Annotated in this window: 24 protein-coding genes; 5 read left to right on the top strand and 19 right to left on the bottom strand. The window is 33.7% G+C overall.

Going from position 1 to position 25,182, the window contains the following annotated elements; translation table 11 throughout:
* Positions 1-76: 76 nt before the first annotated feature.
* The 18 genes from BG262_RS09925 to codY all read right to left on the bottom strand — a co-directional run bounded on the left by BG262_RS09925 (position 77) and on the right by codY (position 19,309).
* Positions 77-1,645: a peptide chain release factor 3 gene (locus tag BG262_RS09925; protein ID WP_070788745.1), complete on the bottom strand. Its 1,569-nt coding sequence runs from the start codon at positions 1,643-1,645 to the stop codon at positions 77-79.
* A 77-nt stretch (positions 1,646-1,722) separates the two neighbouring features.
* Positions 1,723-3,081, bottom strand: a complete 1,359-nt coding sequence (locus BG262_RS09930; RefSeq protein WP_070788746.1) for a UDP-N-acetylmuramoyl-tripeptide--D-alanyl-D-alanine ligase — start codon at positions 3,079-3,081, stop codon at positions 1,723-1,725.
* Complete coding sequence (locus BG262_RS09935; protein WP_070788747.1) at positions 3,078-4,121, bottom strand: D-alanine--D-alanine ligase; 1,044 nt, start codon at positions 4,119-4,121, stop codon at positions 3,078-3,080. The genes BG262_RS09930 and BG262_RS09935 overlap by 4 nt, the downstream gene beginning before the upstream one ends.
* 30 nt (positions 4,122-4,151) lie before the next feature.
* The gene (gene recR, locus BG262_RS09940; protein ID WP_070788748.1) at positions 4,152-4,748 is read right to left on the bottom strand and encodes a recombination mediator RecR; all 597 of its coding nucleotides are present in this window, start codon (positions 4,746-4,748) and stop codon (positions 4,152-4,154) included.
* Positions 4,749-4,771: 23 nt separating this feature from the next.
* Entirely contained in the window at positions 4,772-6,886 is a 2,115-nt protein-coding gene (locus BG262_RS09945) for a penicillin-binding transpeptidase domain-containing protein (RefSeq protein WP_070788749.1), read from the bottom strand.
* Positions 6,887-6,988: 102 nt separating this feature from the next.
* Positions 6,989-7,246 (bottom strand): DUF1450 domain-containing protein, encoded by a 258-nt coding sequence (locus tag BG262_RS09950; RefSeq protein ID WP_083312978.1) that lies wholly within the window; start codon positions 7,244-7,246, stop codon positions 6,989-6,991.
* Positions 7,247-7,358: 112 nt separating this feature from the next.
* The gene (locus BG262_RS09955) at positions 7,359-8,054 is read right to left on the bottom strand and encodes a phosphoglycerate mutase (RefSeq protein WP_070788751.1); all 696 of its coding nucleotides are present in this window, start codon (positions 8,052-8,054) and stop codon (positions 7,359-7,361) included.
* Between the two features lie 75 nt (positions 8,055-8,129).
* A complete protein-coding gene (locus BG262_RS09960; RefSeq protein ID WP_070788752.1) occupies positions 8,130-9,035 on the bottom strand; it encodes a LysR family transcriptional regulator in 906 nt (301 codons plus the stop codon).
* 81 nt (positions 9,036-9,116) lie between these two features.
* Complete coding sequence (locus BG262_RS09965; protein ID WP_070788753.1) at positions 9,117-10,067, bottom strand: ABC transporter substrate-binding protein; 951 nt, start codon at positions 10,065-10,067, stop codon at positions 9,117-9,119.
* A gap of 2 nt (positions 10,068-10,069) precedes the next feature.
* Positions 10,070-11,023 carry a FecCD family ABC transporter permease gene (locus tag BG262_RS09970; RefSeq protein ID WP_070788754.1) on the bottom strand — a complete coding sequence of 318 codons (954 nt, stop codon included), beginning with the start codon at positions 11,021-11,023 and terminating at the stop codon, positions 10,070-10,072.
* Positions 11,020-11,985: a FecCD family ABC transporter permease gene (locus BG262_RS09975; protein WP_070788755.1), complete on the bottom strand. Its 966-nt coding sequence runs from the start codon at positions 11,983-11,985 to the stop codon at positions 11,020-11,022. The genes BG262_RS09970 and BG262_RS09975 overlap by 4 nt, the downstream gene beginning before the upstream one ends.
* Positions 11,978-12,757, bottom strand: coding sequence for an ABC transporter ATP-binding protein (locus BG262_RS09980; RefSeq protein WP_070788756.1), 780 nt, complete (start codon positions 12,755-12,757; stop codon positions 11,978-11,980). Before BG262_RS09980 ends, BG262_RS09975 begins: the two co-directional genes overlap by 8 nt.
* Complete coding sequence (locus BG262_RS09985; RefSeq protein WP_070788757.1) at positions 12,687-12,965, bottom strand: helix-turn-helix transcriptional regulator; 279 nt, start codon at positions 12,963-12,965, stop codon at positions 12,687-12,689. Before BG262_RS09985 ends, BG262_RS09980 begins: the two co-directional genes overlap by 71 nt.
* 115 nt (positions 12,966-13,080) lie before the next feature.
* Entirely contained in the window at positions 13,081-14,514 is a 1,434-nt protein-coding gene (gene gatB / locus BG262_RS09990; RefSeq protein ID WP_070788758.1) for an Asp-tRNA(Asn)/Glu-tRNA(Gln) amidotransferase subunit GatB, read from the bottom strand.
* Positions 14,515-14,528: 14 nt separating this feature from the next.
* Positions 14,529-15,974 (bottom strand): Asp-tRNA(Asn)/Glu-tRNA(Gln) amidotransferase subunit GatA, encoded by a 1,446-nt coding sequence (gatA, locus tag BG262_RS09995; protein ID WP_070788759.1) that lies wholly within the window; start codon positions 15,972-15,974, stop codon positions 14,529-14,531.
* Positions 15,974-16,279 (bottom strand): Asp-tRNA(Asn)/Glu-tRNA(Gln) amidotransferase subunit GatC, encoded by a 306-nt coding sequence (gene gatC / locus BG262_RS10000; RefSeq protein WP_070788760.1) that lies wholly within the window; start codon positions 16,277-16,279, stop codon positions 15,974-15,976. The genes gatA and gatC overlap by 1 nt, the downstream gene beginning before the upstream one ends.
* Positions 16,280-16,491: 212 nt before the next feature.
* A complete protein-coding gene (gene aspS / locus BG262_RS10005) occupies positions 16,492-18,240 on the bottom strand; it encodes an aspartate--tRNA ligase (protein WP_070788761.1) in 1,749 nt (582 codons plus the stop codon).
* Between the two features lie 265 nt (positions 18,241-18,505).
* Positions 18,506-19,309 carry a GTP-sensing pleiotropic transcriptional regulator CodY gene (codY, locus tag BG262_RS10010; RefSeq protein ID WP_070788762.1) on the bottom strand — a complete coding sequence of 268 codons (804 nt, stop codon included), beginning with the start codon at positions 19,307-19,309 and terminating at the stop codon, positions 18,506-18,508.
* 167 nt (positions 19,310-19,476) lie between these two features.
* Here codY and BG262_RS10015 point away from each other — a divergent pair, with 167 nt between their 5' ends.
* Together BG262_RS10015 and BG262_RS10020 are read left to right on the top strand one after the other, a co-directional pair.
* A complete protein-coding gene (locus BG262_RS10015; protein ID WP_070788763.1) occupies positions 19,477-19,974 on the top strand; it encodes an NUDIX hydrolase in 498 nt (165 codons plus the stop codon).
* A gap of 183 nt (positions 19,975-20,157) precedes the next feature.
* On the top strand, positions 20,158-20,679 hold the full coding sequence (locus BG262_RS10020) for an NUDIX hydrolase (RefSeq protein ID WP_070788764.1): 522 nt from the start codon (positions 20,158-20,160) through the stop codon (positions 20,677-20,679).
* A gap of 127 nt (positions 20,680-20,806) precedes the next feature.
* On the opposite strand, the gene BG262_RS10025 is transcribed toward BG262_RS10020, so the two are convergent.
* Complete coding sequence (locus BG262_RS10025) at positions 20,807-22,024, bottom strand: pyridoxal phosphate-dependent aminotransferase (protein WP_070788765.1); 1,218 nt, start codon at positions 22,022-22,024, stop codon at positions 20,807-20,809.
* 568 nt (positions 22,025-22,592) lie between these two features.
* On the opposite strand from BG262_RS10025, the gene BG262_RS10030 reads away from it, so the two are divergent.
* The 3 genes from BG262_RS10030 to BG262_RS10040 are packed head-to-tail and all read left to right on the top strand — an operon-like array spanning position 22,593 to position 25,092.
* Entirely contained in the window at positions 22,593-23,564 is a 972-nt protein-coding gene (locus tag BG262_RS10030) for a ribose-phosphate diphosphokinase (protein WP_070788766.1), read from the top strand.
* Between the two features lie 60 nt (positions 23,565-23,624).
* Positions 23,625-24,743, top strand: coding sequence for a cysteine desulfurase family protein (locus tag BG262_RS10035; RefSeq protein ID WP_070788767.1), 1,119 nt, complete (start codon positions 23,625-23,627; stop codon positions 24,741-24,743).
* Between the two features lies 1 nt (position 24,744).
* Positions 24,745-25,092, top strand: a complete 348-nt coding sequence (locus tag BG262_RS10040) for a DUF1831 domain-containing protein (RefSeq protein WP_070788768.1) — start codon at positions 24,745-24,747, stop codon at positions 25,090-25,092.
* The last annotated feature ends 90 nt before the right edge of the window (positions 25,093-25,182 follow it).

The following is a 25,182-nucleotide window of genomic DNA, read 5'->3' on the forward strand; positions in this document are numbered from 1 at the left end:
AAAACAGATATTTGATTTTACATAATTTAAAACAATAAAAAAACACCTTGCACATATGCAAAATGTTTTAAATTTTTTATTCTGTTGGTGGTGTTGCACTCAATTCAACATCTGGATATTTATCAGCAAACCATCTTTCAGCAAATTGATTTTCAAATAAGAACAAAGGATTATCAAATCTATCACGCGCCAAAATATTTCTACTTGAACTCATTTTTTCATCAAGTTGTTCTGGCTTAATCCAACGAACAGTTTTATTACCCATAGGTGTCATATTAACTTCAGCATTATATTCGTTAATCATTCTATGTTGGAATACTTCAAACTGAAGATGCCCAACCGCACCTAACATATATTCATTCGTTTGATAGTTTTTATAAAGTTGGATTGCTCCTTCTTGAACAAGTTGCTCAATACCTTTATGGAAACTCTTTTGTTTCATAACATTTTTCGCAGATACACGCATAAATAATTCAGGTGTAAATGTTGGAAGTGGCTCATATTCAAAATTTTGCTTACCAGTTAATAAAGTATCTCCAACTTGATAAGTACCAGTATCATAAACCCCAATAATATCACCAGCTACAGCTGACTCAATATTTTCACGACTCTCTGCCATAAATTGAGTTACATTTGAAAGTTTAACTTTCTTATTAGTACGAGCAAGCTTAACATCCATACCACGTTGAAATTCCCCAGATGAGATACGAACAAAAGCTATTCTATCTCTATGAGCAGGATTCATATTAGCTTGAATTTTAAAAACAAAACCAGAAAAATCAGGTTCATAAGGCGAAATCTCTTCACCCTCAGTTGTTTTATGAGCATGTGGAATTGGAGCGTATTCTAGGAAGGTATCCAAGAAAGTTTGTACCCCAAAATTTGTAAGGGCTGAACCGAAGAATACAGGCGTAAGTTCTCCAGCAAGTACTTCTTCCTCATCAAAAGGATTACCAGCTTCTTGAATCAATTCAATATCATCCAAGGCTTGTTGGTAAAAAGGATTTTGTCTCAAATGACTATCTTCTGGTACTTGACCGTCTTCATAAAGTTCGATAAATCTTTCATCGCCTTTGAACATCTCAATACGATGATTATGCATATCATAAAGACCTTCAAAAGCTTTTCCCATACCAATTGGCCAGTTCATAGGAGTTGATTGAATTCCTAAAGTTTCTTCTAACTCTTCAAGCAAATCAAGTGGCTCACGACCATCACGGTCAAGCTTATTAATAAAGGTAAAGATTGGAATTTCCCTATCTTTTACAACCTTAAATAACTTTTTAGTTTGTGCTTCAATACCCTTTGCAGAGTCAATTACCATGACAGCAGCATCTACCGCCATCAAAGTACGATAAGTATCTTCCGAGAAGTCCTCATGCCCTGGCGTATCAAGGATATTAACCTTTTTACCAGCATAATCAAACTGCATTACTGAACTCGTTACAGAGATTCCACGTTGCTTTTCAATATCCATCCAGTCAGACTTAGCAAAATTCCCAGTCTTCTTCCCCTTAACAGTACCAGCTTCACGAATGGCCCCACCAAACATTAAAAGTTGCTCTGTAATTGTTGTCTTACCAGCATCCGGGTGACTGATGATGGCAAATGTTCGACGCTTGTTTACTTCTTCTTGTAAATTCATTATTAATTCTCTCCGTTGTTATATTAGTTCATTGCAATAACAGCGTACTCTACATGTCTCTTCCTCTTATTTTTTTATTAAAGTAGCTTTTCTACTACCTTATTTAAGTTCATACTATTGCTGCCTTTAAGCAGAATCTGATCATTTGCTTCAAGATCATTAGATACATCATTGATTAACTCATCAATCTCATCAACTTCATCATCTTTCCTATAAAACTTCAAATGGCCTTTAGGAAAAATATCTTTTGCATACTCAACTAAAGCTTCCATTTCCTGACCATATAGATATAACCTATCGATTTTATCAGGATCAATAGCAGTAATCATCTGCTCATGATATTTAGATGAATCTTCACCAAGCTCCTTCATATCAGCAAGAACAACCGCCTTTGCTCCATCAGTATTTTCAGGGATTGCTTGGAATGTTTCAAGTATCAATCTCATGGCAGTAGGATTTGCATTATAAACATCCGATAAGATATCTGCACCATTAGAGGCTACTAACCATTCCGTACGGTTCTTAGTTAATTGAATATTTTCTAAACCAGATCTAATTTCATGCTCCTTAACTCCTAATACCTTACCGACATAAGCTGCAAGCATAGCGTTAGTTGCATTAAATTTCCCTGGTAATGGAACAATAAGTTTAGTATATAAGAAATTAACTTCAAATTCCAAATAATCCTTATGTTCAACTAAATTATCAATATAAATGTCTTCATTAGGACCAAAGCGTACTATCTTTTGATTGTTCGGTAAAAATTTATTAATTATCTTATCAGCCGGTACAACTAAAATTCCCTCATACATCCCGTCAGCAATTTGCATCTTTCCTTGAGCAATCTTTTCACGGCTACCGAAAAATTCGATATGGCTTTCACCAATTAAAGTAATGACCGCAATCTTTGGTTTTGCAATATCACTTAGGAGATGAATGTCTCCCATATGGTCCTGTCCCATTTCAAGAACAAGTTTTTCAGTGCCATCTGGCATATGCAAAATAGTATAAGGCAAACCAATTTCATTATTGTAATTACCTTGAGTTTTATATGTCTTATATGTTGTAGATAAAACAGAGTCAATCATATCTTTGGTAGTAGTCTTACCATTTGATCCCGTCACTGCGACTACTTCAACTTGTGTTTTTTCAACATAATAAGCTGCAAGTTTTTGGAAGGCTGCAAGGCAATCTTCTACCAAGATATAAGGATGATTTTCAACCCCAACTTCTGCTAGTGTTACTGCTGCACCATTCTCAAAAGCCTTATCGATGTAATCATGGCCATCGCGCTCTCCTTTTAAAGGCAGGAAGATATTTCCTGCCTCTATTTTTCTACTATCAAACTCAATACCGGTAAGTTCAATATTAGGAAATTGTTCAAAATTATTTTGTGCGTCTACTGCTTCAGCAAGTTCATAAAATTTTAATTTCATTTTAGATGTCCTTCACGTACTTCAAACGCTTCCTTACCTAGATTAATTAATTCTTCAATTAAATCAGCATATGGGAGTCCCATATTTTCCCATAAAAGGGGATACATTGAAAATTGAGTAAATCCTGGAATTGCATTAATTTCATTTAAGTAAAAATCACCTTCTTTAGTAACAAAGAAGTCACAACGACTTAAACCACTGCCGTTAACTGTGCGATAAGCAAGCTTAGCATAATGACGAAGGTTTTTCATAACTTTTTCATCAACATGAGCTGGAATATCCATAGTAATTTTATTATCAATATATTTTGAATTGTAGTCATAAAATGCTACATCTTTAACAACTTCACCAGCAAGTGTTGCTTTAACATCTAAATTACCAAGAACTGCAACTTCAATCTCTCTTGCATCAACACCTTGTTCAACTAGAACACGATTATCATACTTGAACGCTTCCCTAAGTCCATCTTCAAGTTGATCTACTGAATCAATTTTAGAAATTCCAACACTTGATCCCATATTTGCTGGTTTAACAAAGACAGGAAAAACTAAATTGTCTTCAACTTCTTGAATTTTTTCAGCTATTGATTCTTGACCAATTACTGCAACATAAGGAACTTGTGGAACTCCAACTGTATCCAGAACATGTTTGGTCATAATCTTATCCATAGTTACACTAGCTGCAGTAATATTTGGTCCAATATAAGGCATTTTCAATATTTCTAAAAAGCCTTGAATTGATCCATCTTCACCCATTGGCCCATGAAGTACAGGAAATACCACAGCGCCTTCTTCATAGATGTCGCTTGGTTTAATTTTAGCTGATAGTTCAACAGTTGAGTTAGTCATTAATTTTTCATCTTCATCAGGCTTTTCATCAAATTCTTGTGTTTTAATAAAGTCGCCTTGATGACTAATAAAAAATGTTTTTACCGTGTGTTTTGAATAATCAACTGCACGCATCACACTTTCAGCTGATAGAACTGAAACTTCACGCTCTGCACTTCGTCCACCATATAATAAAATTAGAACTTCTTTCATAACATTACCTCCAATTTACAAATAGTAAATCTAGATTTCCTTTCTATTTTCAACAGCTTTCAATAAGGTTACTTCGTCTGCATACTCGATATCGCTTCCTACTGCTAACCCTCTGGCTAAACGAGTAACTTTTATGCCTGATGGCTTTATTAAACGTGATAGGTAGATGGCTGTGGCTTCACCTTCACTTGTTGCGTTAGTAGCTATTATAACTTCTTCTACCTGACTATCCATAAGACGAGTTATTAGACTTTTAACATTGATATCATCAGGTGATACTCCATTCATTGGAGAAATTGTACCTTGTAGTACATGATATAAACCATTGTACTCTCTTATTTTCTCAATCGCTAAGACATCTTTACTATCTTCAACAACGAAAATTGTACTTCTATCTCGACTTTCATCTGTACAAATATTGCAAGGATCTTCGTCTGTCAAATTCCCACAAATACTACAAAACTTTAAATCGCGTTTTGCTGATAAGAGGTTCTTTGCAAATAAATTTACATCCTCATCTTCCATACCAATAGTATAAAAGGCTAAACGAGTTGCTGTCTTTTGTCCAATCCCTGGGAGCTTACTATAAGACTCAATTAGTTTAGCTATTGGTTCTGGATAATACATAATATCCTTCACTCCCTTTCTGTTTATTTAAAACCATACATACTGTTATAAAGATTTACAATATCTTTTCCAATTTCTTGATTTATATGCGAATTAGTACTTGCAATATTTGGAATCATAACACCAAGAGCAATCTGTGGGTTATTACTTGGAGCATAAGCCACAATATTATTAGATGTTGTTGATACAGAGTTTCCATTTGCATCAGTTGCAAATGTTTCAGCTGTACCAGTCTTGGCACTTATCGGAACACTTTCACCAGCTGAGATATCTTTTGCGGTTGCCATAGAATCACCATGAACAACTTGGTAAAATCCTTCCTTAATGATATCCATATCATCTTTTGAAATATCAACTTTATTTACTTCTTTTGTATCTATTGATTTAACTTCTTTACCTAATGCGTTGCCATCAGAACCTTCATAAATACCTGAAACAATATGAGGGGCATAACGAGTTCCTCCATTTGCAACAGTTGCAGCATATTGTGCTAATTGAAGCGTTGTATAGTTATCATACTGACCAAAACTTAGATCAAGAAGTGATCCAATGCTTGATTTATCGGCAGGTGGAACAAGCCCTTCAGACTCACCTGGAATATCAAACCCAGTAGACACACCCATACCGTATTGACCATAGGTCTTTCTCAGTTCTTCAAATACCTTATCTTTGTTAGTTAGGTCGAGACCCATATTACTATAGTATGGTTGCCCCAACATCTTCAGTGTAATTTGAAGCATATAAGTATTTGATGAATATTCTAATGCTTGAACTGCATTTATAGGAAGACTACCGCCATTTGTAAACCATGATTGTTTAACAGGACTTCCTGCAATTTGTATTGGTTGATCAATTAAGGTTTCATTACCATTTATTACACCATATTGCCAACCAGCAGTAATAGTTGCCCCTTTTACTACAGATCCAGGTACAAATGATCCAGTAAATGATTGAAGTGCATCTTTTGTTATTTCTCCAGTTTCTTTATTTTGTGTAAGTCCTGCCATTGCAAGAACTGAGCCATCATCTGGATTTAAAACAACAGCATAAGCACCTTCAGATACATTTGCAATACCTTGATTTTTAGCTTCTTGATAGTGTTTTTGAAGTATATCCTCAACTCCTTCTTGGAATTTAAGGTCAATTGTTAATTTAACATTTTTTCCAGGTTTTCCATCTGATAATACTTTGGTATCACTAATATTACCATTCTTATCTAAGTATACTTCACTAATTTTTCTTGTTCCTTGTAAATACTCTTCATATCCTTTTTCAACATAACTTGTACCAACACGATCATTCCTTGAATACCCTTTGCTCAGATATTCATCAAGGTCTTCCGCAGGAATCCCTGCTCGTTCCGAAGAAATAGTTCCAAGTAATGGACGTAATGCTGTTTTACCATAGTCACGATCCCAATCATTACCAATACTTATACCTGATAATTTACTTTCATTTTCAGCAATTGTCGCTACCTGAACATCACTTAAATCACCTGAAATTACAATCGTTGTATTAAAATTCGAAGTAGCATTCATTCGTTTGAAAATCTTTGCTGCTTCTTCTTGTTCAGGAGAATATTGAATTTGTCCATCAGTGACTTTTGAGATATATAGCGCATAGAGACTTCCTTCAGACAGTTTATCACCTGTCTTCTTATCATACTTTTCATCCGTAGTAGTCGCTTCTTGTACTTTTCTTAGGTTATCAGCGTCTGCTAGATAAAAATCTTTTTTATCTCTTTCTGTTAATGGTTCATTTTCGAGTGCACCAGGAACAATCGTTACCAATTTTTCAGCAACTTTTCTCATCTGATCCGCACTAATCTTATTTGATCTTGTAAATTTGACAGCTGTCTTTGCCTTATTACTCACAAGCACAGTTCCTTTTGCATCATATATTTGACCACGGGGTGTAGATTCAACAACTTTAGTTACTGATCCAGCCTCCTCTAATTTTTTCAAATAAAAGTCATGATGAACAATTTGCATATTGTAAAGCCTTGCTATTAGTATAATAAACAAAGTGAAAATGAGGAAAAATAGCAAATTTATCCTCATAGGAATTGCTTTTATCGAATTACCAACTGACTTCTTTTCTTTTTTATTTTTATTTTTATTTTTTTCATTTTTAGACATATATACCCACCTTAAATACTTATTCAAGTTTACACTATTTTTAAAAAATATTAAAGTTTTAAATGGGGTCTAAATGTAAGTAAGTGTATAGTATAGATTAGTTTATAAATCCTTGTACCACTCAATAATTTCATCATTAATTAAAAGTTCAAGACCTACTGCATCATCGCTTGAAATGATTTTTCCTTCAAAAGAACAATAAAGGCTTTTAGCACATAAACTACATTGACTTAAACAATCACTAACCAAAATGTCAATATCACTTCTTTCCTCTAAATGTTCTAAAACTATCTGACTTCCTTTGAGTAAATTAAATTGACAGAACTCCACTAGTGGTAACATCACATATTTCCTTTGCATTCTTAATATACCTATCTTACTTTATAACTTAATCTTTGACAATGGACGCGACTTATTTAACAAAAAAAATCATAAGACAAAGGTCCTATGATTTAATTTAAATAATTAAGTATTATTTAGCTTCCAAATAGTATTCATCAACGATATTTAAGTTTTCGTCTAATTCAAATACTAGCGGTGGGAAGTTTGGAATTTCAACATCCATGATTTCATCATCAGAAAGATGTTTGATATGTTTAACAAGAGCACGGATTGAGTTACCATGAGCTCCAACTAAAACATTTTTACCGTCTTTAAGAGCAGGTGCAATTTCGTCTTCCCAGAATGGAAGAGCACGTTCAAGAGTAACTTTTAAGTTTTCAGCATCAGGTACAACTGAGTCATCAAGTTTAGCATAGCGACGATCAGAATGTGCAGAGTATTCGCTATCACGAGGCATATCTGGTGGTAGTGTATCATATGAACGACGCCAGATGTGTACTTGTTCGTCACCATACTCAGCAGCAGCGTCAGCTTTGTTAAGACCAGTAAGCCCACCATAGTGACGTTCGTTTAGGCGCCAAGATTTAAGAGTCGGTACCCAAAGTTGATCTGAATATTCAAGAATATAGTTTGTAGTCTTGATAGCGCGTTTAAGAACTGAAGTGAATGCAACATCGAACTCGATTCCTGCTTCCTTAACAAGTTTACCAGCAGCGATTGCTTCTTGAGTTCCTTGTTCAGCTAGATCTACATCTGCCCAACCAGTGAAAAGATTCTTTTCATTCCACTCAGACAAACCATGACGTGCAAAAACTAATTTTACCATTTGTTAGTGTCTCCTTTTAGTGATTTATTTGACAAGTCCATTTTACAGTATTTTTCAGAAAAAATCTAGAAACTCTTAAAATTTATTCTTTTCAAAATAGTCTTCTAAACTTGCTCTATATGACTGAGCAAATTTACTCAAATCATGACTTTTTTTCTTAAACAGAATCAAGGCATTTTCATTCCCATCTTCAATAGATAAAACAGCAATGTTATGAACGCTTTTACCATCGATAAATCCACTACCCGTTGCATAGCTATCAGTACGCTCCAATATACCGTTCAAGGTGGCACGATCGGTTACATTATAGATTAGAGTATCCTCAAAAGTCTCAACAAGGTCTTCTGAGTAATACAAATATTGATCACTTTCTTGTGTAAAACGTGCACGACTTAGGCTTTTTAAATCTTCAGTATAAATCTTATCCTTTTTTGTAAGTGGATGATCATTTCTCACATAAATATGTGTTTTAAAGTTCATTAACTCGATTTCTTCAAGTTCTAACTTATCAAGCATTCTCATAATACCTGCTCGATTATATTTATTTAGATAGGCTATTCCAACTTCACTATGTCCATCAGCCACTTCTTGTAAAATGTTAAACGTTGTACTCTCAAAGACACGGAAATTCTTCACTTCAGGATTTTTATTGGTGAAATCAACTCCCACAGGGGCAAGAAAATCATAATGCTGGCTTGCAACTGAAAATGTTTTTGCTACCTCATCGTTTTTTGTATATCGTGATTCAAAAGATTCAAAATTTCTTAAAATTGTTTGAGCTTGTTCATAGAAGCGCTCCCCTTGAGGTGTTAGTACTGCTCCACTATTTGTACGTTCAAAAACTAAAAATCCAAGTTCTTGTTCTAAGTCTTTAATTGAAATTGATAGATTTGGCTGGCTTACAAATAATTGCTCGCTAGCTTCCCTAAATGTTCCTGTATTGGCTATTGCAACCACATATCTAAGATGTTTTATATCCATTTTATTCCTACATTTCCATATTTTGCCACAAAAAAATGACGTATCACTTATAGTATACATCATTATTTTTATTTTTCTAGATTATTTCTTTGTTTGGTCTAAAATAGCATCAACATAAACTGGTAGTAATTTTTCAGTAGCGATTGGTCCACCAAAATAATAAACTTGGTTGTAATCAATTTGAACTACTTTCTTATCTTGAACTGCTTTAATTTTTTGCCATACTGGATTTTTTGTTAAGGCTTCATATTGAGCTTTATCTGTCTCTGGATAATCAATAAAGATGTAGTCTGCACTTAAATTCGCAAGGCTCTCTACATTAACTTCCTTCCATCCATCTCCATCAGTGATTTCTTTCATTTCTTTTGATTGCTCAAAACCAAGTCCACGTATTAATGTTTGTCCACCACGCGCGAAGTTATCACCATAGCTGTAAATTTTATTAGCATTAAGTTCAATAATTGCTACTGTCGATTTTGAAGGATCTATCCCTTTATCAGTAAGACGTGCAGTCTCTTTTTTTGCTGTAGCATCGAAAGCTTTAAGAAATTCTTTTTTCTTATCTTCAGCTTGAAACATTTTAGCAAAGTACTCTAGACGACTGTCCATATCTTTCAAAGCTTTATCATTATAGTCAACTAAAACAGTCTTTGCTATTTTTTCGTAATTAGCTACTTGATCTTTATCCATAGTAACAATTAAATCAGGTTTCTCTTCTGCAATCTTTTCAGCATTCATAGGAGCACCCATGTCTTTAATCTTATCTTTTGCTTCCTTAGGAAGATGTGGATTTGCAAAACTCCAAGAGTCAGTTCCGACGACATTTTGACCTAAAGCAACTGCTTCATCTGAGTAATTTTGGATTACAATTTTATCCAGTTTATTTGGGATGTCAATTGTTCCATTTTTTGCTTCAAATTTATGAGTCCCAGTATCTTTCTTTTCATCCTTAGACGATGAAGAATTATTTGAACATGCTGCTAAACCAAGGATAGCAACTCCTGCTAATAATAAGCTAGTAAATTTTTTCAAGATTAAACCTTTCTGTTTATGAGGAACACAAAGTACGGAGCTCCTATTAGAGCTACAACAAATCCTAAAGGAAGCGTACTCGGTGATATGATATTTTTCGCAATAATGTCAGCAAGTAGCATAATAATTACGCCAACAAGCCCCGTGTAAAACAAACGATTTCTTGCTTTAAAGCTAGTTAAGCTTCTAGCAATGTGTGGTGATATTAATCCAACAAAAGATACTGCCCCAACTGCTGCTACACCGATTGATGTAAAAACGAGCGTTAAGAAAAATAGCTGTTTGATGGTTTTTTCAACATCAATTCCTAAAGATGTTGCAAGCTCCTGGCCTAGAGCAAGACCATCAAGTCGATTAAAGAAAAACGGAAGAGCTAAAAGTCCAAAAACTAAGCAGGTTGTCAAAAAGATAATGTATTTATAATCAGTCAACCATACATCACCAGTTAACCAGATTGCTAACTTTTGAAAATCAAATGAATTTAAAGTTAATTGTAAAATTGTGATTAGTGATTGGAAGATAGCTGTAATTGCTAAACCACTTAATATTAATCTTAATTGAGAAAAATTCTTTCCCATTGCTAGTCCACTTAATAAAAAATAAGCAAGACATGCACCAATTACGGCACAAGCTGGATAAAGATATGTAGTCCAAGAAGGCATTGTAAATTTCTCTGATATAAAAATCAGAAGAACGATAGCAAAACTTGCTCCACTAGTAAAACCTAGCATTCCACTATCAGCAAGTGGATTTAATGATATGTTCTGAACTAGAGCACCACTAATTGAAATAGCAACTCCTGCAATCAAAACTATCAATAATCTTGGTAATCTAAAATTGAGAATTATAAAACTCAAACCTGACAAGTCACCACTTAGTATTTTATCCCCGAAAAGATCTAAAACAATTAAGATGATTATTGTAAAAATTAGCAAAAGAGTTCGTGATTTTTTCATATCCTCAACCTCCCTGCTCTATTTACTAGATATAAGAAGAAAGGTGCCCCAAGGAGCATAAGTATACTTCCGACTGGAAACTCATATGGCTTAAAGAGATTTCTCGCTAAGAAATCTGCAACTGTGACAAGTACCATGCTTATAAGTGTTGAGAGGACAAAGGTTCTTCTAAAAGATGAATTACCAATCAAAGATCTAGCAATATGTGGGCCAATAAGTCCAACAAAACTAATGACTCCTACTGTCGAGACCGTAGCTGCACTTGCTAATACTACTAAGAACATAATTAAGAATCTAACAAAAGTTATATTAACACCTAAACTTGTTGCAAGTTCAGAGCCAAAACCAATTAACTTGATTTGATTTGAAAAAAGTAAAATTAAGATAATAAAGACAACTGATACAAACAATAATTCGTACATTTTAATTTTGTTAATTCCAGAGAACGAACCAACAATCCACATAAAATACTGTTGTGAATTCTTTTTATAGTAACTAATGGCAGATGCCAAGCTTGTACAAAAAAGTCCAATTGACGTTCCAACAAGTACCACCCGTAAAGGATCAAAACTATTTTTAGCTGTTAAGAAAAATAAGAGTCCAAAAGCAATTGTTGCTCCAACAATACCAACAATAATTAAATGAATTGGATCATTTGGAATACTTAATGCAAGTGCAATGGCAATAGCAAGACTTGATCCACTAGAGATACCTAATGTTGACATCTCAGCAATCGGATTCTGTGTTAGATTTTGCATTAAAAGCCCACTACCCGAAAGTAGAATAGCAACACAATATGCTGCTATTAACCTTGGCATACGGATTTCCATTACAATTTCGTTAGACAAGATTCCCTTTAACGGATAATTTTCAATTCCCTTGGTCAAAGTAAGTAAGCTGATGATAAGTAAGCTAATTAGTAAAAGAAAAATATAACTTAAGAATTTTTTTCTTTTATCCATTTGATACGCCCCAAATCATTGGTGTTTCAGCATATGAATCCGCACCAATATGAACACGAATATCATACGTATCTTTTATCACAGTCTCATTAAATACGTCTTTAACTGGGCCCTGTGCTACTATTTTCCCATCTCTCATAGCAATAATCTCATCAGCAAATCTAGCTACCATATTTAAGTCATGCAAGACATAAACAACTGTTTTATTGAGTTTTTTTGCAAACATTCTAAGCAAGCTTAAAACTTCAAGCTGATGAACAATATCAAGATAAGTTGTTGGCTCATCAAGTAAAATTATTTCACTATCCTGAGCAAGAACCATTGAAATCCAAACTCTTTGCCTTTGACCACCACTTAAATCCTCAATCTTTTTTGATCTAAGATCCCAAACATTAGTTTCCATCATAACTCGACGAACCATATCATAGTCTTCCTTTGATAGATTCGTAGCAAGCATGGATTGATGAGCAAATCGTCCTAAGCTAACCAAATCAAGAACGGTGATATTTTCGGGTGCAACTGGACTTTGTGGAAGAATCGCCATTACTTTTGCAATATCAATATTTGACATCTTAAGTAAGTCCTCATCCTTGAAAGTTACTTGACCATCATATTTTATTAGACGTCCAAGAGCTTTTAATAATGTAGATTTCCCACATCCATTTTTACCAATGATTGCTGTAGTTAAGCCCTCTTTAATCTCAAACGAGAGATTCTGTATTACTTTGTTGTTCCCATAACTCACAGTGATATTTTGAGCACCAAAGTACATCGTCTTCCTTCTTTCTATTTTGGTAGTCAAAAAGTTCATCGACTGTTACATCAAGGAAACGTGCTAGTTTGAAAGCCAAAGCAAGCTCTGGATCATACTTGTCATTTTCAATGGCATTAATAGTTTGACGACTTACGTGAGTAAGACGTGCTAAATCTTCTTGTGAAAATTTCATTCTCTTACGATAATCTTTTATCCTATTTTTCATTTTACACCTCCGATTTCATTTGTTTTACCACATAATAAGTAAAACACTTTTTACATTTTTAGTCAATATTATCAGAAAATAAAAACAGAACTAGTCTGCTTTTATCTTTATTATATTATAATTTAGCCAATTCTTCTTGCAATAAGCTTTGAAGAACTTGTGGATTTGCTTGTCCTTTAGTTGCTTTCATAAGTTGTCCAATAAAGGCTTTGGCAGCGTTTGAATTACCGCCTTTATAGTCATTAACAATCTTTTCATTGTTAGCAAATACTTCTTGAATAATAGGAACAAGAACGGCTGGATCTGAAATTTGAATAAGTCCTGCAGATTTGACATATTCTTCAGCGCTACCACCTTCTTTAGCTAGGTGTACAAATACTTTTTTAGCCATCTTGCTTGAGATAGTTCCATCAGCAATCAACTTCAACATTTCTACTAAGTTTTCAGGAGTAAGTTCAATCTCAGCTAATTCTTTTGATTCAGAGTTTAAATACTGAGCAACTTCACCTTGCAACCAGTTAGAAATTAATTTTGCATCTCCACCTAACTCAACTGATTTTTCAAAGAAATCAGATACTTCTTTGTTAGCTGTAATTTGAGTTGCATCATAATCAGATAAACCAAGTTCTGATGTATATTTAGCACGACGTTCTTTCGGGAATGATGGAAGAGATTTACGAACATCTTCAATCCATTCATCTTCAATTTCAAAACGTGGTAGATCAGGTTCTGGGAAGTACCGGTAATCACTTGATCCTTCTTTAACACGCATCAATAATGTTTCACCCGTTGATTCATCGTAACGACGTGTTTCTTGTTGGATAAGTCCACCTGAACGAAGAACTTTAGCTTGTCTATCAACCTCATAAGCAAGACCTTTACGAACAAAGTTAAATGAATTCAAGTTTTTAAGTTCAGTTTTTGTACCAAATTCTTCTTGTCCATATGGGCGAAGGGAAATATTGGCATCAACACGCATTGAACCTTCTTCCATCTTAACATCAGAAATTCCAGTATATTGGATAATTTCTTTAAGAGCTGTTAAGTAAGCATATGCTTCTTCTGGGCTTCTCATATCAGCTTCAGATACAATCTCAATAAGTGGAGTTCCTTGGCGGTTTAAATCAACATAAGAATATCCATCAGTTCCGTGAGTATTCTTACCTGCATCTTCTTCTAAGTGAGCACGTTCAATACGAATATTTTTCTTTGTACCGTCTTCTAATTCAATTTCAATTGATCCATTATATCCAATTGGCTCATCAAATTGAGAAATTTGGTATGCTTTGGGATTATCAGGATAGAAATAGTTTTTACGGTCAAAATGCATTGATTGGTGAATGTCCATGTTAAGAGCAAGAGCAGCTTTTATACCATAATCAATAACTCCACGGTTCATAACTGGAAGCATTCCAGGATATCCCCAGTCAACGATGTTAGTGTTTGTATTTGGATCAGCACCAAAGTGAGCAGGTGCTGTTGAAAATATTTTAGAATTTGTTTTTAATTCGACATGGACCTCAAGTCCAATGACTGTTTCAAAGTTCATTTAAGAAGTCCTTTCTATTCAAAAATTACTGGTTTATTTTTATGGAAGTCAGTTGTTGCTTCAAATGCCGCTGCAACTTGATAAATTGTTTCTTCATCAAATGCTTTACCAATCAATTGCATACCAACTGGTAATCCGTCTACACTACCTGCAGGAATACTAATTCCTGGAAGTCCAGCCAAATTAACTGGAATAGTAAGAAGGTCAGCTAAATACATTGCAACTGGGTCATGAGATTGAGTTCCAAGGTCATAAGCAACACTTGGTGCAGTTGGTCCAAGGATTAAATCATAATCTTCAAAAACTTTAGCAAAATCATTCATGATTAATGTACGAACTTGCCCTGCTTTTTTAAAGTATGCATCATAATATCCAGATGAAAGGCTAAATGTACCAAGCATGATACGACGTTTAACTTCTTCACCAAAACCTTGGCTACGTGATTTAACATATACATCTTCAAGATTTTCAATATCTTCAGCACGGTATCCATAGCGGATTCCATCAAATCTTTGTAAGTTTGATGATGCTTCACTTGAAGCAATGATATAGTAAACAGCAACACCGTATTTTGAATGAGGAAGACTTACTTCATCAATAATTGCTCCTAGGCTTTCAAGATGTTTAGCAGCAGCTTGAATTTGTTCTTTTACCTTTTCATCAATACCAGGTCCAAAATATTCTTTTGGTAAGGCAATCTTAAGTCCTTTTATATCTTTACCAATTTTACTTGTAAAGTCAGGTACCTCAACTTTTGATGAAGTTGAATCTTTTGCATCATATCCTGAGATTGCTCCAAGTAAATGTGCGTTATCTTCAACATTTTGAGAAAATGGTCCAATTTGGTCCAACGAAGAACCAAAAGCAATAAGACCAAAACGTGAAATACGTCCATAAGTTGGTTTCATACCTACAACTCCATTAAATGAAGCTGGTTGTCTGATTGAACCACCTGTGTCAGAACCTAGTGATAGTAACACTTGGTTAGATGCTACCGCAGTAGCTGAACCACCTGATGAACCACCAGGAACTTTAGTCTCATCCCAAGCATTTTTTGTAGTTTTAAATGCTGAATTTTCAGTAGAACCACCCATAGCAAATTCATCCATATTAGTCTTACCAACGATAATCATATCGCTTGCATGCAATTTATCTACAGAAGATGCATTGTAAATTGGGTTAAAGTTATAAAGCATTTTGCTTGCCGCAGTTGTGATAATATCTTTCGTTACAATATTATCCTTAACCGCAATTGGAATACCTGCTAATAGATTGCTAGCGTCAATACCCTTTTCATCGATTGCTTTGGCAGCCGCAAGAGCTTCATCTTCAGTAACTAACAGGAATGAATCAACCTTGTCTTCACGACTTTTAATCCCAGCAAGTGTTTCTTGAGTAAGTTCTAATGCTGAAATTTCTTTATTTACTAATTTATCATGTAATTCTTTAATAGTTGCCATTATGCATCACCTCCACCATCAAGAATTGCAGGAACTTTAATAAATCCATCTTCACTTTCAGGCACATTTCTCATAAGTTCATCACGATTCCAACCTGGAGTCGAAACATCTTCTCTCATAAAGTTAGTATTATTTGCTACATTTGATGTAAATTCAACACCTTCAGTGTCCACCTCATTAAGCAGATCAATCATTTCAATAATTTTACCAAGTTGCTCTGCATATGCCGTAACTTCTTGATCATTAAATTCTAATTTCGAAAGATTCGCAACATGGCGAACTTCTTCTTCAGTAATTTTACTCATTACTTCTCCTATTTCTATTTAATATTCATTATTAGAGTAAGCCTTCTCTTGAAAAAAGTATTTCACTTACTTGATACAAATGATATCTTCATTAAGATACCTACATAAGCATATTAACTATATAAGTAACTTCAATGCTTATATTCTACCAAAATTTTCCCTTCATATATAGAACTATTGTTCAATTTATATATATTAAAAGCAGAAATTATTTATTTAAGGGTAATATTAAGATCATTCAATTGATGTTCATCTACTGAACTTGGAGATTCCAACATCAAATCTCGACCAACTCCATTTTTTGGAAATGCCATTACTTCACGAATATTTTCTTCGCCAGCCAAAAGCATTACTAATCTATCCAAACCTAATGCAAGTCCACCATGTGGAGGGAAGCCATATTCTAATGCTTCTAAGAAGAAACCAAAATCACGTTCATAGTCTGAAGCGTCCATTCCTAACAATTGGAACATTGCTTCCTGCATGTCTCTTTCATGAATTCTAAGACTTCCACCACCAATTTCATAACCATTTAAAACAATATCATAAGCATATGACTTAACTGTTTCAGGGCTTGCCTTTAGCTCATCAGCACTAACTACAGTTGCTTGAGTAAAGGGATGATGCATTGCTTGGTAACGTCCTTCTTCTTCATTGTATTCAAGAAGTGGCCAATCAGTTACCCAAAGGAAATTAAGTTTAGTTGGATCGATTAAATCTAATTTTTTGGCCAAACGAAGTCTTAAAGCACCGAGAGCTTGTTGAACTTTCTCCTTTCTCCCAGTGACGAAAAAGATTAAGTCTCCATCTTTAGCATCTAATGCTTGAAGAACTTGGGCATTTGATTCCTTAAATGTTGATTTCATACCACCTGAAATTATGTCATCTTCAACAGGTGCAGTGGCAAATGATGTAATCCCAAATTCCATCATTGCTTGCTTAATATTTCCAAGCTCTTTATTAGAAAACTTTCCTGATCCTTCGGGTAGATTTATTGCTTGAATACTACCATTTTTTTCTTTTAAAGCTTTGGTAATAAAAAGAATTTTACTATCTTTTTCAATTTCAGTTAAATCAACTAATTCTAATCCAAATCTTGTATCAGGTTTATCCGATCCAAACCTCGTCATTGCTTCATCATATGAAATTTCAGGAAATTTATCCTCAATTTCAATACCTTTAGATTTTTTCACAACTTCCTTAAGCATTGATTCAACAAGATTTTGGATGTCCTCTTGTTTTACAAAGCTCATTTCAAGGTCGACTTGCGTAAATTCAGGCTGTCTATCACCACGTAAATCTTCATCACGGAAGCATCTTACAATTTGATAATATCTATCGAAACCAGCACCCATCAAAAGTTGTTTCAACATTTGAGGACTTTGAGGTAGTGCATAAAATTGATTCTTCTGTAATCTACTTGGAACAAGAAAGTCACGCGCTCCTTCAGGAGTTGACTTAGTTAGATATGGAGTTTCAATATCAACAAATGATTCCGAATTTAGATATTCTCTAATAGCAGTCGTAACCTTATGTCTTAACATGATATTAGATGTCATTTTTTCACGACGGAGGTCAAGGTAACGATATTTTTGTCTTATTTCGTCACCAGTATGTGAGTATGCATCAAGCTCAAAAGGTAAGTCTTTACTTTGAGAAATAAGTTTTATCTTTTCAGCTTTTAACTCTACTTGTCCTGATTTCAAATGATGGTTAACAAATTTAGCATCTCTTTCCACCAATAAACCAGTAACTTCAATAATACTTTCTCTTTTTAATTCATGAACCATATCAAAATCAGCTGATGATTCATCAACAAAGACTTGTAAAATCCCAGCACGGTCACGTAATTCGATAAATGCTAACTTACCATGATCGCGTATATTAGCAACCCACCCCTGAACTGTTACTATTTTTCCAACTTGCTCTAAACTATAATCACCTACAAAAATCTTACTCATATTGTCCTCCTTCGTTAATTTTTTATAAAAAAAGACCACGTCTTCATCCTACTCATAGGACGAAATTCGTGGTACCACCTAAATTTAAGACTATCATTTCATTTAATGAAGCGATAAATCTTATCTCTTATCTTAACGCGATTAACGTCCATGTTTTTAGCATGAATCTAAAGTGTGTTTTTCAATAAATTTAAATATGTACTTTCCAGCAACTGTACACTCTCTAAAATTTTCATTTATTTACTCTTACTTATTATTGATTTTTTTAAAAATTACGTTCTTTCAATTTATCATAAATTCCATCATTTACGACTTTAAGATAAGTACCCTTCATACCAAGCGAACGGCTTTCGATAATCCCAGCACTTTCTAGCTTGCGTAGAGCATTTACAATAACTGAGCGAGTAATCCCAATCTTATCGGCAACTACACTTGCAGTTAATCGTCCTTCAGTTCCACCAAGTTCCTCTAAGATTGCATTTACTGCTTTAATCTCAGAATATGATAATGTATTAACAGCCATAGCTACTGCAGTTTGTTTACGGATATCATCTTCCATATTATCCATTTTAATATATGAAAGTTGAACACCGATTACTGTAGTTGCAAGTTCAATAAGAACTAAATCGTCTTCGTTAAATTCGCTATCATTTTTCCAGATAATAAACGTTCCCAAACGTTCACCACCACCATAAATAGGGGCAATAGTTGTTAATCCATTAGGAAACTCATCTTTAGCTTCATCAGGGAATATAGATAATTTAGCATTTATGTCTAAATTCGCTTCCACATCATAAACTCGAGTTGTTTGAACAACATAGTCTTTAGGGAATTTACGTGTATCAAAGAATTCTTCAACACGATCATTATTTGTTTTGTACGGCATTGCGTAACCCAATAGGTTACCATCGGTATCTATAACACAAGCATTACAGTCAATAACCTCAGCGATACGGGCTGTCATTTCCTTATAAGGTAAAATGTCATTTTCATTAGCATTCAACCCTGTAATATCCCCATCTTGCAGGATTGCAGTAATTTTTCTTGTTTTTTCTAGTAAAGAAACCATAATTTCTCCTTAGCATTTAATTTCGTTTAATTATAACAACAATTGATTACAAATGCAAGTAATTTTCTGAATATTATCTATTAAACAACAGAAGTAATATTTTTAATCTTAAGAAGTATTTGTTTTGTTTTTATGATATTATTAAATTAACAATACAGGAGGTTTGCATGTTAAATAATTTTCACGATGCTTTTGGCGTTTATGGAATAATTTACCAAAACGGTCAAATATTAGTAATCAAAAAAAATGCTGGACCTTATATCAACAGATATGACCTGCCAGGTGGTAGTCAAGAATCTGGTGAAAGTTTAGCTGATACCTTAATTAGAGAAATCGAAGAAGAAACAGCAGTTATTGCAGAAAAATTTCAACAAGTAGGAATAACAAATTTTATTTTTCCATGGGACTACGAAGATAAAAATATGAACAATCATTTAGCTGTGTTCTATAATGTAAATCAATTTAGTGGTAGGCCAAGAATGAATGCAATAAATTTCAATGGCCAAGATTCATTAGGTGCATTGTGGCTTCCACTCTCTTCTATTGATTCTAATAATGCCTCATTACCTCTTCTAAAAGCGAAAGATTTTCTTGAAAATAATAAATTTAATAGTAAATCTTGGCGCCTAAAACATTGGGAAGTATTAGAATATCCACAATTCTAATTATTATATTAAAGAAAGTAAATTAGAACAATATATCTATTTTACTTTTTTCATTGATTTTTTTATTGATATTGATATTAAAATTATTGAATTTTCATATAATCTTTATCTTTAAATGAGTTCATTTAAGTAATTGTTTTCCTTTTATGATATTATCAATTTAAAATATGAAGGGGGAAAATAATGTTAGATAAGTTTAATGATACTATTGGGATATATGGGGTCGTCCACAGTGATGATGGAATTCTTGTTATTAAAAAGAATGCCGGTCCATATATTAACAGATTTGATTTACCAGGTGGCTGCCAACAATCGGGGGAAAGTATGGCAGATACTCTTATTAGAAAAGTTGAAGATGAAACTTCAATTATTGCATTAGAATTTGAACAAATTGGAGCAACAAATTTCATATTTCCATGGGATTACAAAGATACTAATATGAATAACCATCTTGCGATTTTTTACAATGTAAATGAATTCAAAGGTGAAGCACAACCATTCATAATATCCTTTGATGGACAAGACTCTTCTGGAGCCTTATGGTTACCATTAGAATTTATAAATCCAGATAATGCATCTTTGCCTTTGCTAAAAGCTAAGGATTTTATCGAAAATGGAAAATTTAATAGCAAATCATGGCGACTCAAACAATGGGATATACCTGAGAGTCCTGTATATAAGATTTTAGAGACTCATGCAATATAAAAAAAATAATCCACAAATATTATCCAATTAAAAACTCTCTTTATTCCACCATTTATAGCGGTAAGTAAAGAGAGTTTTTTATATATTTATTATCATTATAAGACTAAATAAATACCTTATCTTGTATTTATGATTGTTTATAGTGAGATAAAAAGTCAGTCATTTTTTCTTGTATTTTAGATAGTTCATCTACTCTTGGTAAATATACAATTCTAAAGTGATCTGGTTCATTCCAGTTAAAGCCTCGACCATGAACAAGAAGAATTTTCTTTTCCTTTAGAAAATCTAAAGCAAACTGTTCATCATCTTTAATATTATACATTTGAGTATCTATTTTAGGAAAGATATAGAATGCAGCCTTAGGTTTCACAGCAGATATTCCTGGTATGTCATTCATTGCTTTATATATAAATTCTCGTTGCTCATATACCCTACCACCAGGTAAGAGAAGTTTATCAACAGATTGCGTGCCACCAAGAGATGTTTGAACGATTTGTTGCGCTAATACATTTGAACATAAACGCATACTTGCTAGCATATTCAAACCTTCAATGTAACCTTTAACTTTTGATTTATTTCCTGATAAAACCATCCAACCAACACGGAACCCAGCAACACGATGAGATTTTGATAGACCATTTAAGGTAACTACAAATAAATCGGGAGCCAATGTTGCAATTGGAATATGCTGTAATCCATCCATAACTAAGCGATCATAAATTTCATCTGAAAAGATGATTAGATTGTTTTGGCGCGCAATTTCAACTATTTCCTCTAGTATTTCCTTTGGATAAAGTGCTCCAGTTGGATTATTTGGATTTATTAAAACAATCGCCTTAGTATTTGATGTAATTTTTGATTTAATATCTGCAATATCAGGATTCCACTCAGCTTGCTCATCACAAATATAATGAACAGCGTTACCACCAGCTAGCGATACTGCGGCAGTCCATAGCGGGTAGTCAGGCATTGGGACGAGAACTTCATCTCCATTATTCAATAATCCTTGCATACACATCACTATTAATTCACTAACACCGTTACCAGTATATATGTCATCAACATCAACATTTGGAAAACCTTTTAGCTGGCAATATTGCATAATTGCTTTGCGTGCAGAAAAAAGGCCTTTTGAATTACTGTAGCCTTCAGAATCCCTAGCATGCATTATTAAATCTCTTATTACTTCATCTGGTGCCGTAAAACCAAATTCGGCTGGATTCCCAGTATTTAATCGTAGGATCTTTTCCCCATTAGCTATCATACGATCTGCTTCATCTAAAACAGGCCCTCTAATATCATAACTTACATGTTCTAGCTTGTCAGATTTTTCAAAGTATTTCATAGTCCACCTCTTTATTCTTTATCCTATTTTAAACTGAAAGGTATCTTTTTTCAAATAAATTTCTATGATAAAAAAATATTATGACACAAAACAATAAAATTAGCCCTTCCATTTCCTGCAATATAGACCTCATGGTAACAAATGGTTTATTCATTTCATAGTTCAACAAACATATCCACTGAATAAGCTCCGAGAATAATATCAATTTTCATTTCTCTACTATCACTAACCTTGCTCATTGATCCTATATTTACAAAGCCAACTTCTAAAAATAGGGATAATAATATTACTTATTATATCTAGTACCAATATGCACTTGAAAATAATTTTTTGATTAAAACTAGTTAGCGTAAAAAACTTAAATTATACGAAAATAAAGACCAATACTAAAAGTTTTTAAGAATAAAATATTAAGGTAAATAAAAACATACTTTTTTTTACCTTAATAAATTTAAAGTGTGTTTTTATAGTGACCTAGGCCAAATATTTTTTTCAATTTACTGGGAATAAATATCATTTTTTGATAGAATGATATATATATATATTGCTTTCTAGAAGGAGAATAACATTGACAGACAAGTACAAAGACTCCCATCTTAAACTTTTCAGCCTAAACTCAAACGAAGAACTTGCTAACAAAATTAGCGAACATGCCGGTGTTCCTCTTGGGGACCTATTTTCAAGACAATTTTCAGATGGAGAAATTCAAATCCATATTGAAGAAAGTGTCCGTGGATTTGATATCTATATCATTCAATCAACAAGTTACCCAGTAAATGATCATCTATTAGAGTTACTAATTATGATTGATGCTTGTAAACGAGCAAGCGCTAACTCTATAACGGTTGTAATGCCTTACTTTGGATACGCACGTCAAGACCGTACAGCAGCTCCTCATGAGCCAATCACAGCAAAACTTGTTGCAAATATGTTAGTGAAAGCTGGAGTTGACCGCGTTGTTACTTTAGATCTTCATGCAGTTCAAGTTCAAGGATTCTTTGACATCCCTGTTGATAATTTATTCACTACACCATTATTCGCTGAGTATTATAGCGAAAAAGGTATTTTAGGTGATAATGTTGTCGTTGTTGCTCCTAAAAATAGTGGTGTTAAACGTGCTAGAAGCTTAGCTGAGTACTTAGAATCACCACTAGCTATCGTCGACTACGAAGACGATGATAAGCATCGCGAAAATGGTTATGTAATTGGTGATGTTGCTGGAAAAGATGTTATTTTAATTGATGATATCTTAACAACAGGTAAAACATTTGCTAGTGCTTCTGCAATCGTTAAAGATGCCGGTGCAAAAGATGTTTATGTTGTAGCAAGCCACGGATTATTTACGCCAGGTTCAAGTGACCTATTAAATAATACTGAAATCAAAGAAATTTTAGTTACTGACTCAGTAAAGACAAATACAATCAAGCCTGACAAGGTCAAATATCTTACAGCATCAGAACTTATTGCTGATGCAATTATCCGTATTCATGAAAATAAACCAGTAAGTCCACTGTTTGAATTCGATAAAAATCATCATTAAGATTTACTTAGGCTTAAGAGACTATTGTTTCTTAAGCCTTTATTTTACAAAAGGAGAATCATGGTATATTTAGATAACGCCGCCACTACTCCAATGTCGCCAAGTGTCATTGACGCTATGCTTGAAGTAATGACCAATCATTACGGTAATCCCTCAAGTATCCACAATTATGGACGTGATGCATCAAAAATCATTCGTCAATCACGCCAAACAATTGCTGATATACTGGAAGTTTCCGCTCATGATATAATTTTCACATCGGGTGGAACCGAAGCCAACAATACTGCCCTTATCGGGTATGCACTCGCAAATCAAGATAAAGGCCGCCACATAATAACAACATCAATTGAACATCACTCAGTTTTACATGCTACTGAATATTTAAAAAACCGTTTTGATTTTGAAATAACCTACATAAATCCTGATGAAAATGGAATAATTACAACAAATACTATTAAAAATGCATTGAGAGATGACACAATAATTGTAAGTACAATGTTTGCCAATAATGAAACTGGGAGCCTCTTACCGATAAAAGAAATTGGTGAAGCCCTTAAAGATCATCAAGCAGTATATCATGTAGATGCAGTTCAAGTAACTGGTAAAATTCCTGTTCATCCAAAAGAATTAGGCATCGATTTCCTTTCAGCTTCAGCTCATAAATTTCATGGGCCAAAAGGTATTGGGTTCTTATATTCAGATTCAAATAAATTTGATAACCTTCTTCATGGTGGTGAACAAGAAGATGGACATCGCCCAAGTACTGAAAATATAGCTGGAATAGTTGGGATGTCTCAAGCTTTGAAGGAAAGCTCAAAAGAATATGACAAAAACTTTTCATATATAGAAAATCTTAAAGAAGATTTTTTAAAAACAATCTCAAATTTAAATTTTTATAGAAATGAATTTGGTCCAACTATGCCTCACGTATTAAATCTCGGATTTCCTAACCAGAATCAGGATATGTTACTGATGAAACTTGACCTTGCAGGAATTGCTATTTCTACAGGAAGTGCTTGTACCGCTGGTGCTATTGAACCCAGCCACGTACTAAGTGCAATATATGGCGAAAATAGCCCTAAACTTAAAGAGAATGTTCGAATTAGTTTTTCAGAATATAATACAAAAGATGATGTTAATAAGCTTGCAAATAAATTAATAGAAATTTTAGGAGAATAAAATGGCTTTTGAAAAAGAAATCCACTTAGAAGATAGTAAATATAAATACACTTTATCGCCTGGTATCAAAAAATATACTTTAAAAGACACAACTTTTAAAGAAACGAAAACAGGAAACTATGAATTAACACGTAATCTTGAATTCATTCCAAATTCAAATGATGGTTTCCTTTTAAAAATAACTGTAAATAAAACATTAGACGGCTTTAAGATGATTGTCACTGATAAATCAGGTCTTAGAAGAGTTAACATTTTCGATTCAGAGGAAAATACACCTCTTGCAGAAAAATTTTATTTCCAACTTGATTCATTAATCGATAGAAATGTATTTACTAAAGAAGAAATATAGTAATAAAGCACTTCAGATAAATCTGAGTGCTTTTTTTGCAACACAAAAAGGCTCGAATTAACGAGCCTTTTTTCAGAAGGTATACATCTG

Source organism: Floricoccus penangensis (assembly GCF_001832885.1).
In the GTDB taxonomy this organism is placed as follows: Bacteria; Bacillota; Bacilli; order Lactobacillales; family Streptococcaceae; genus Floricoccus; species Floricoccus penangensis.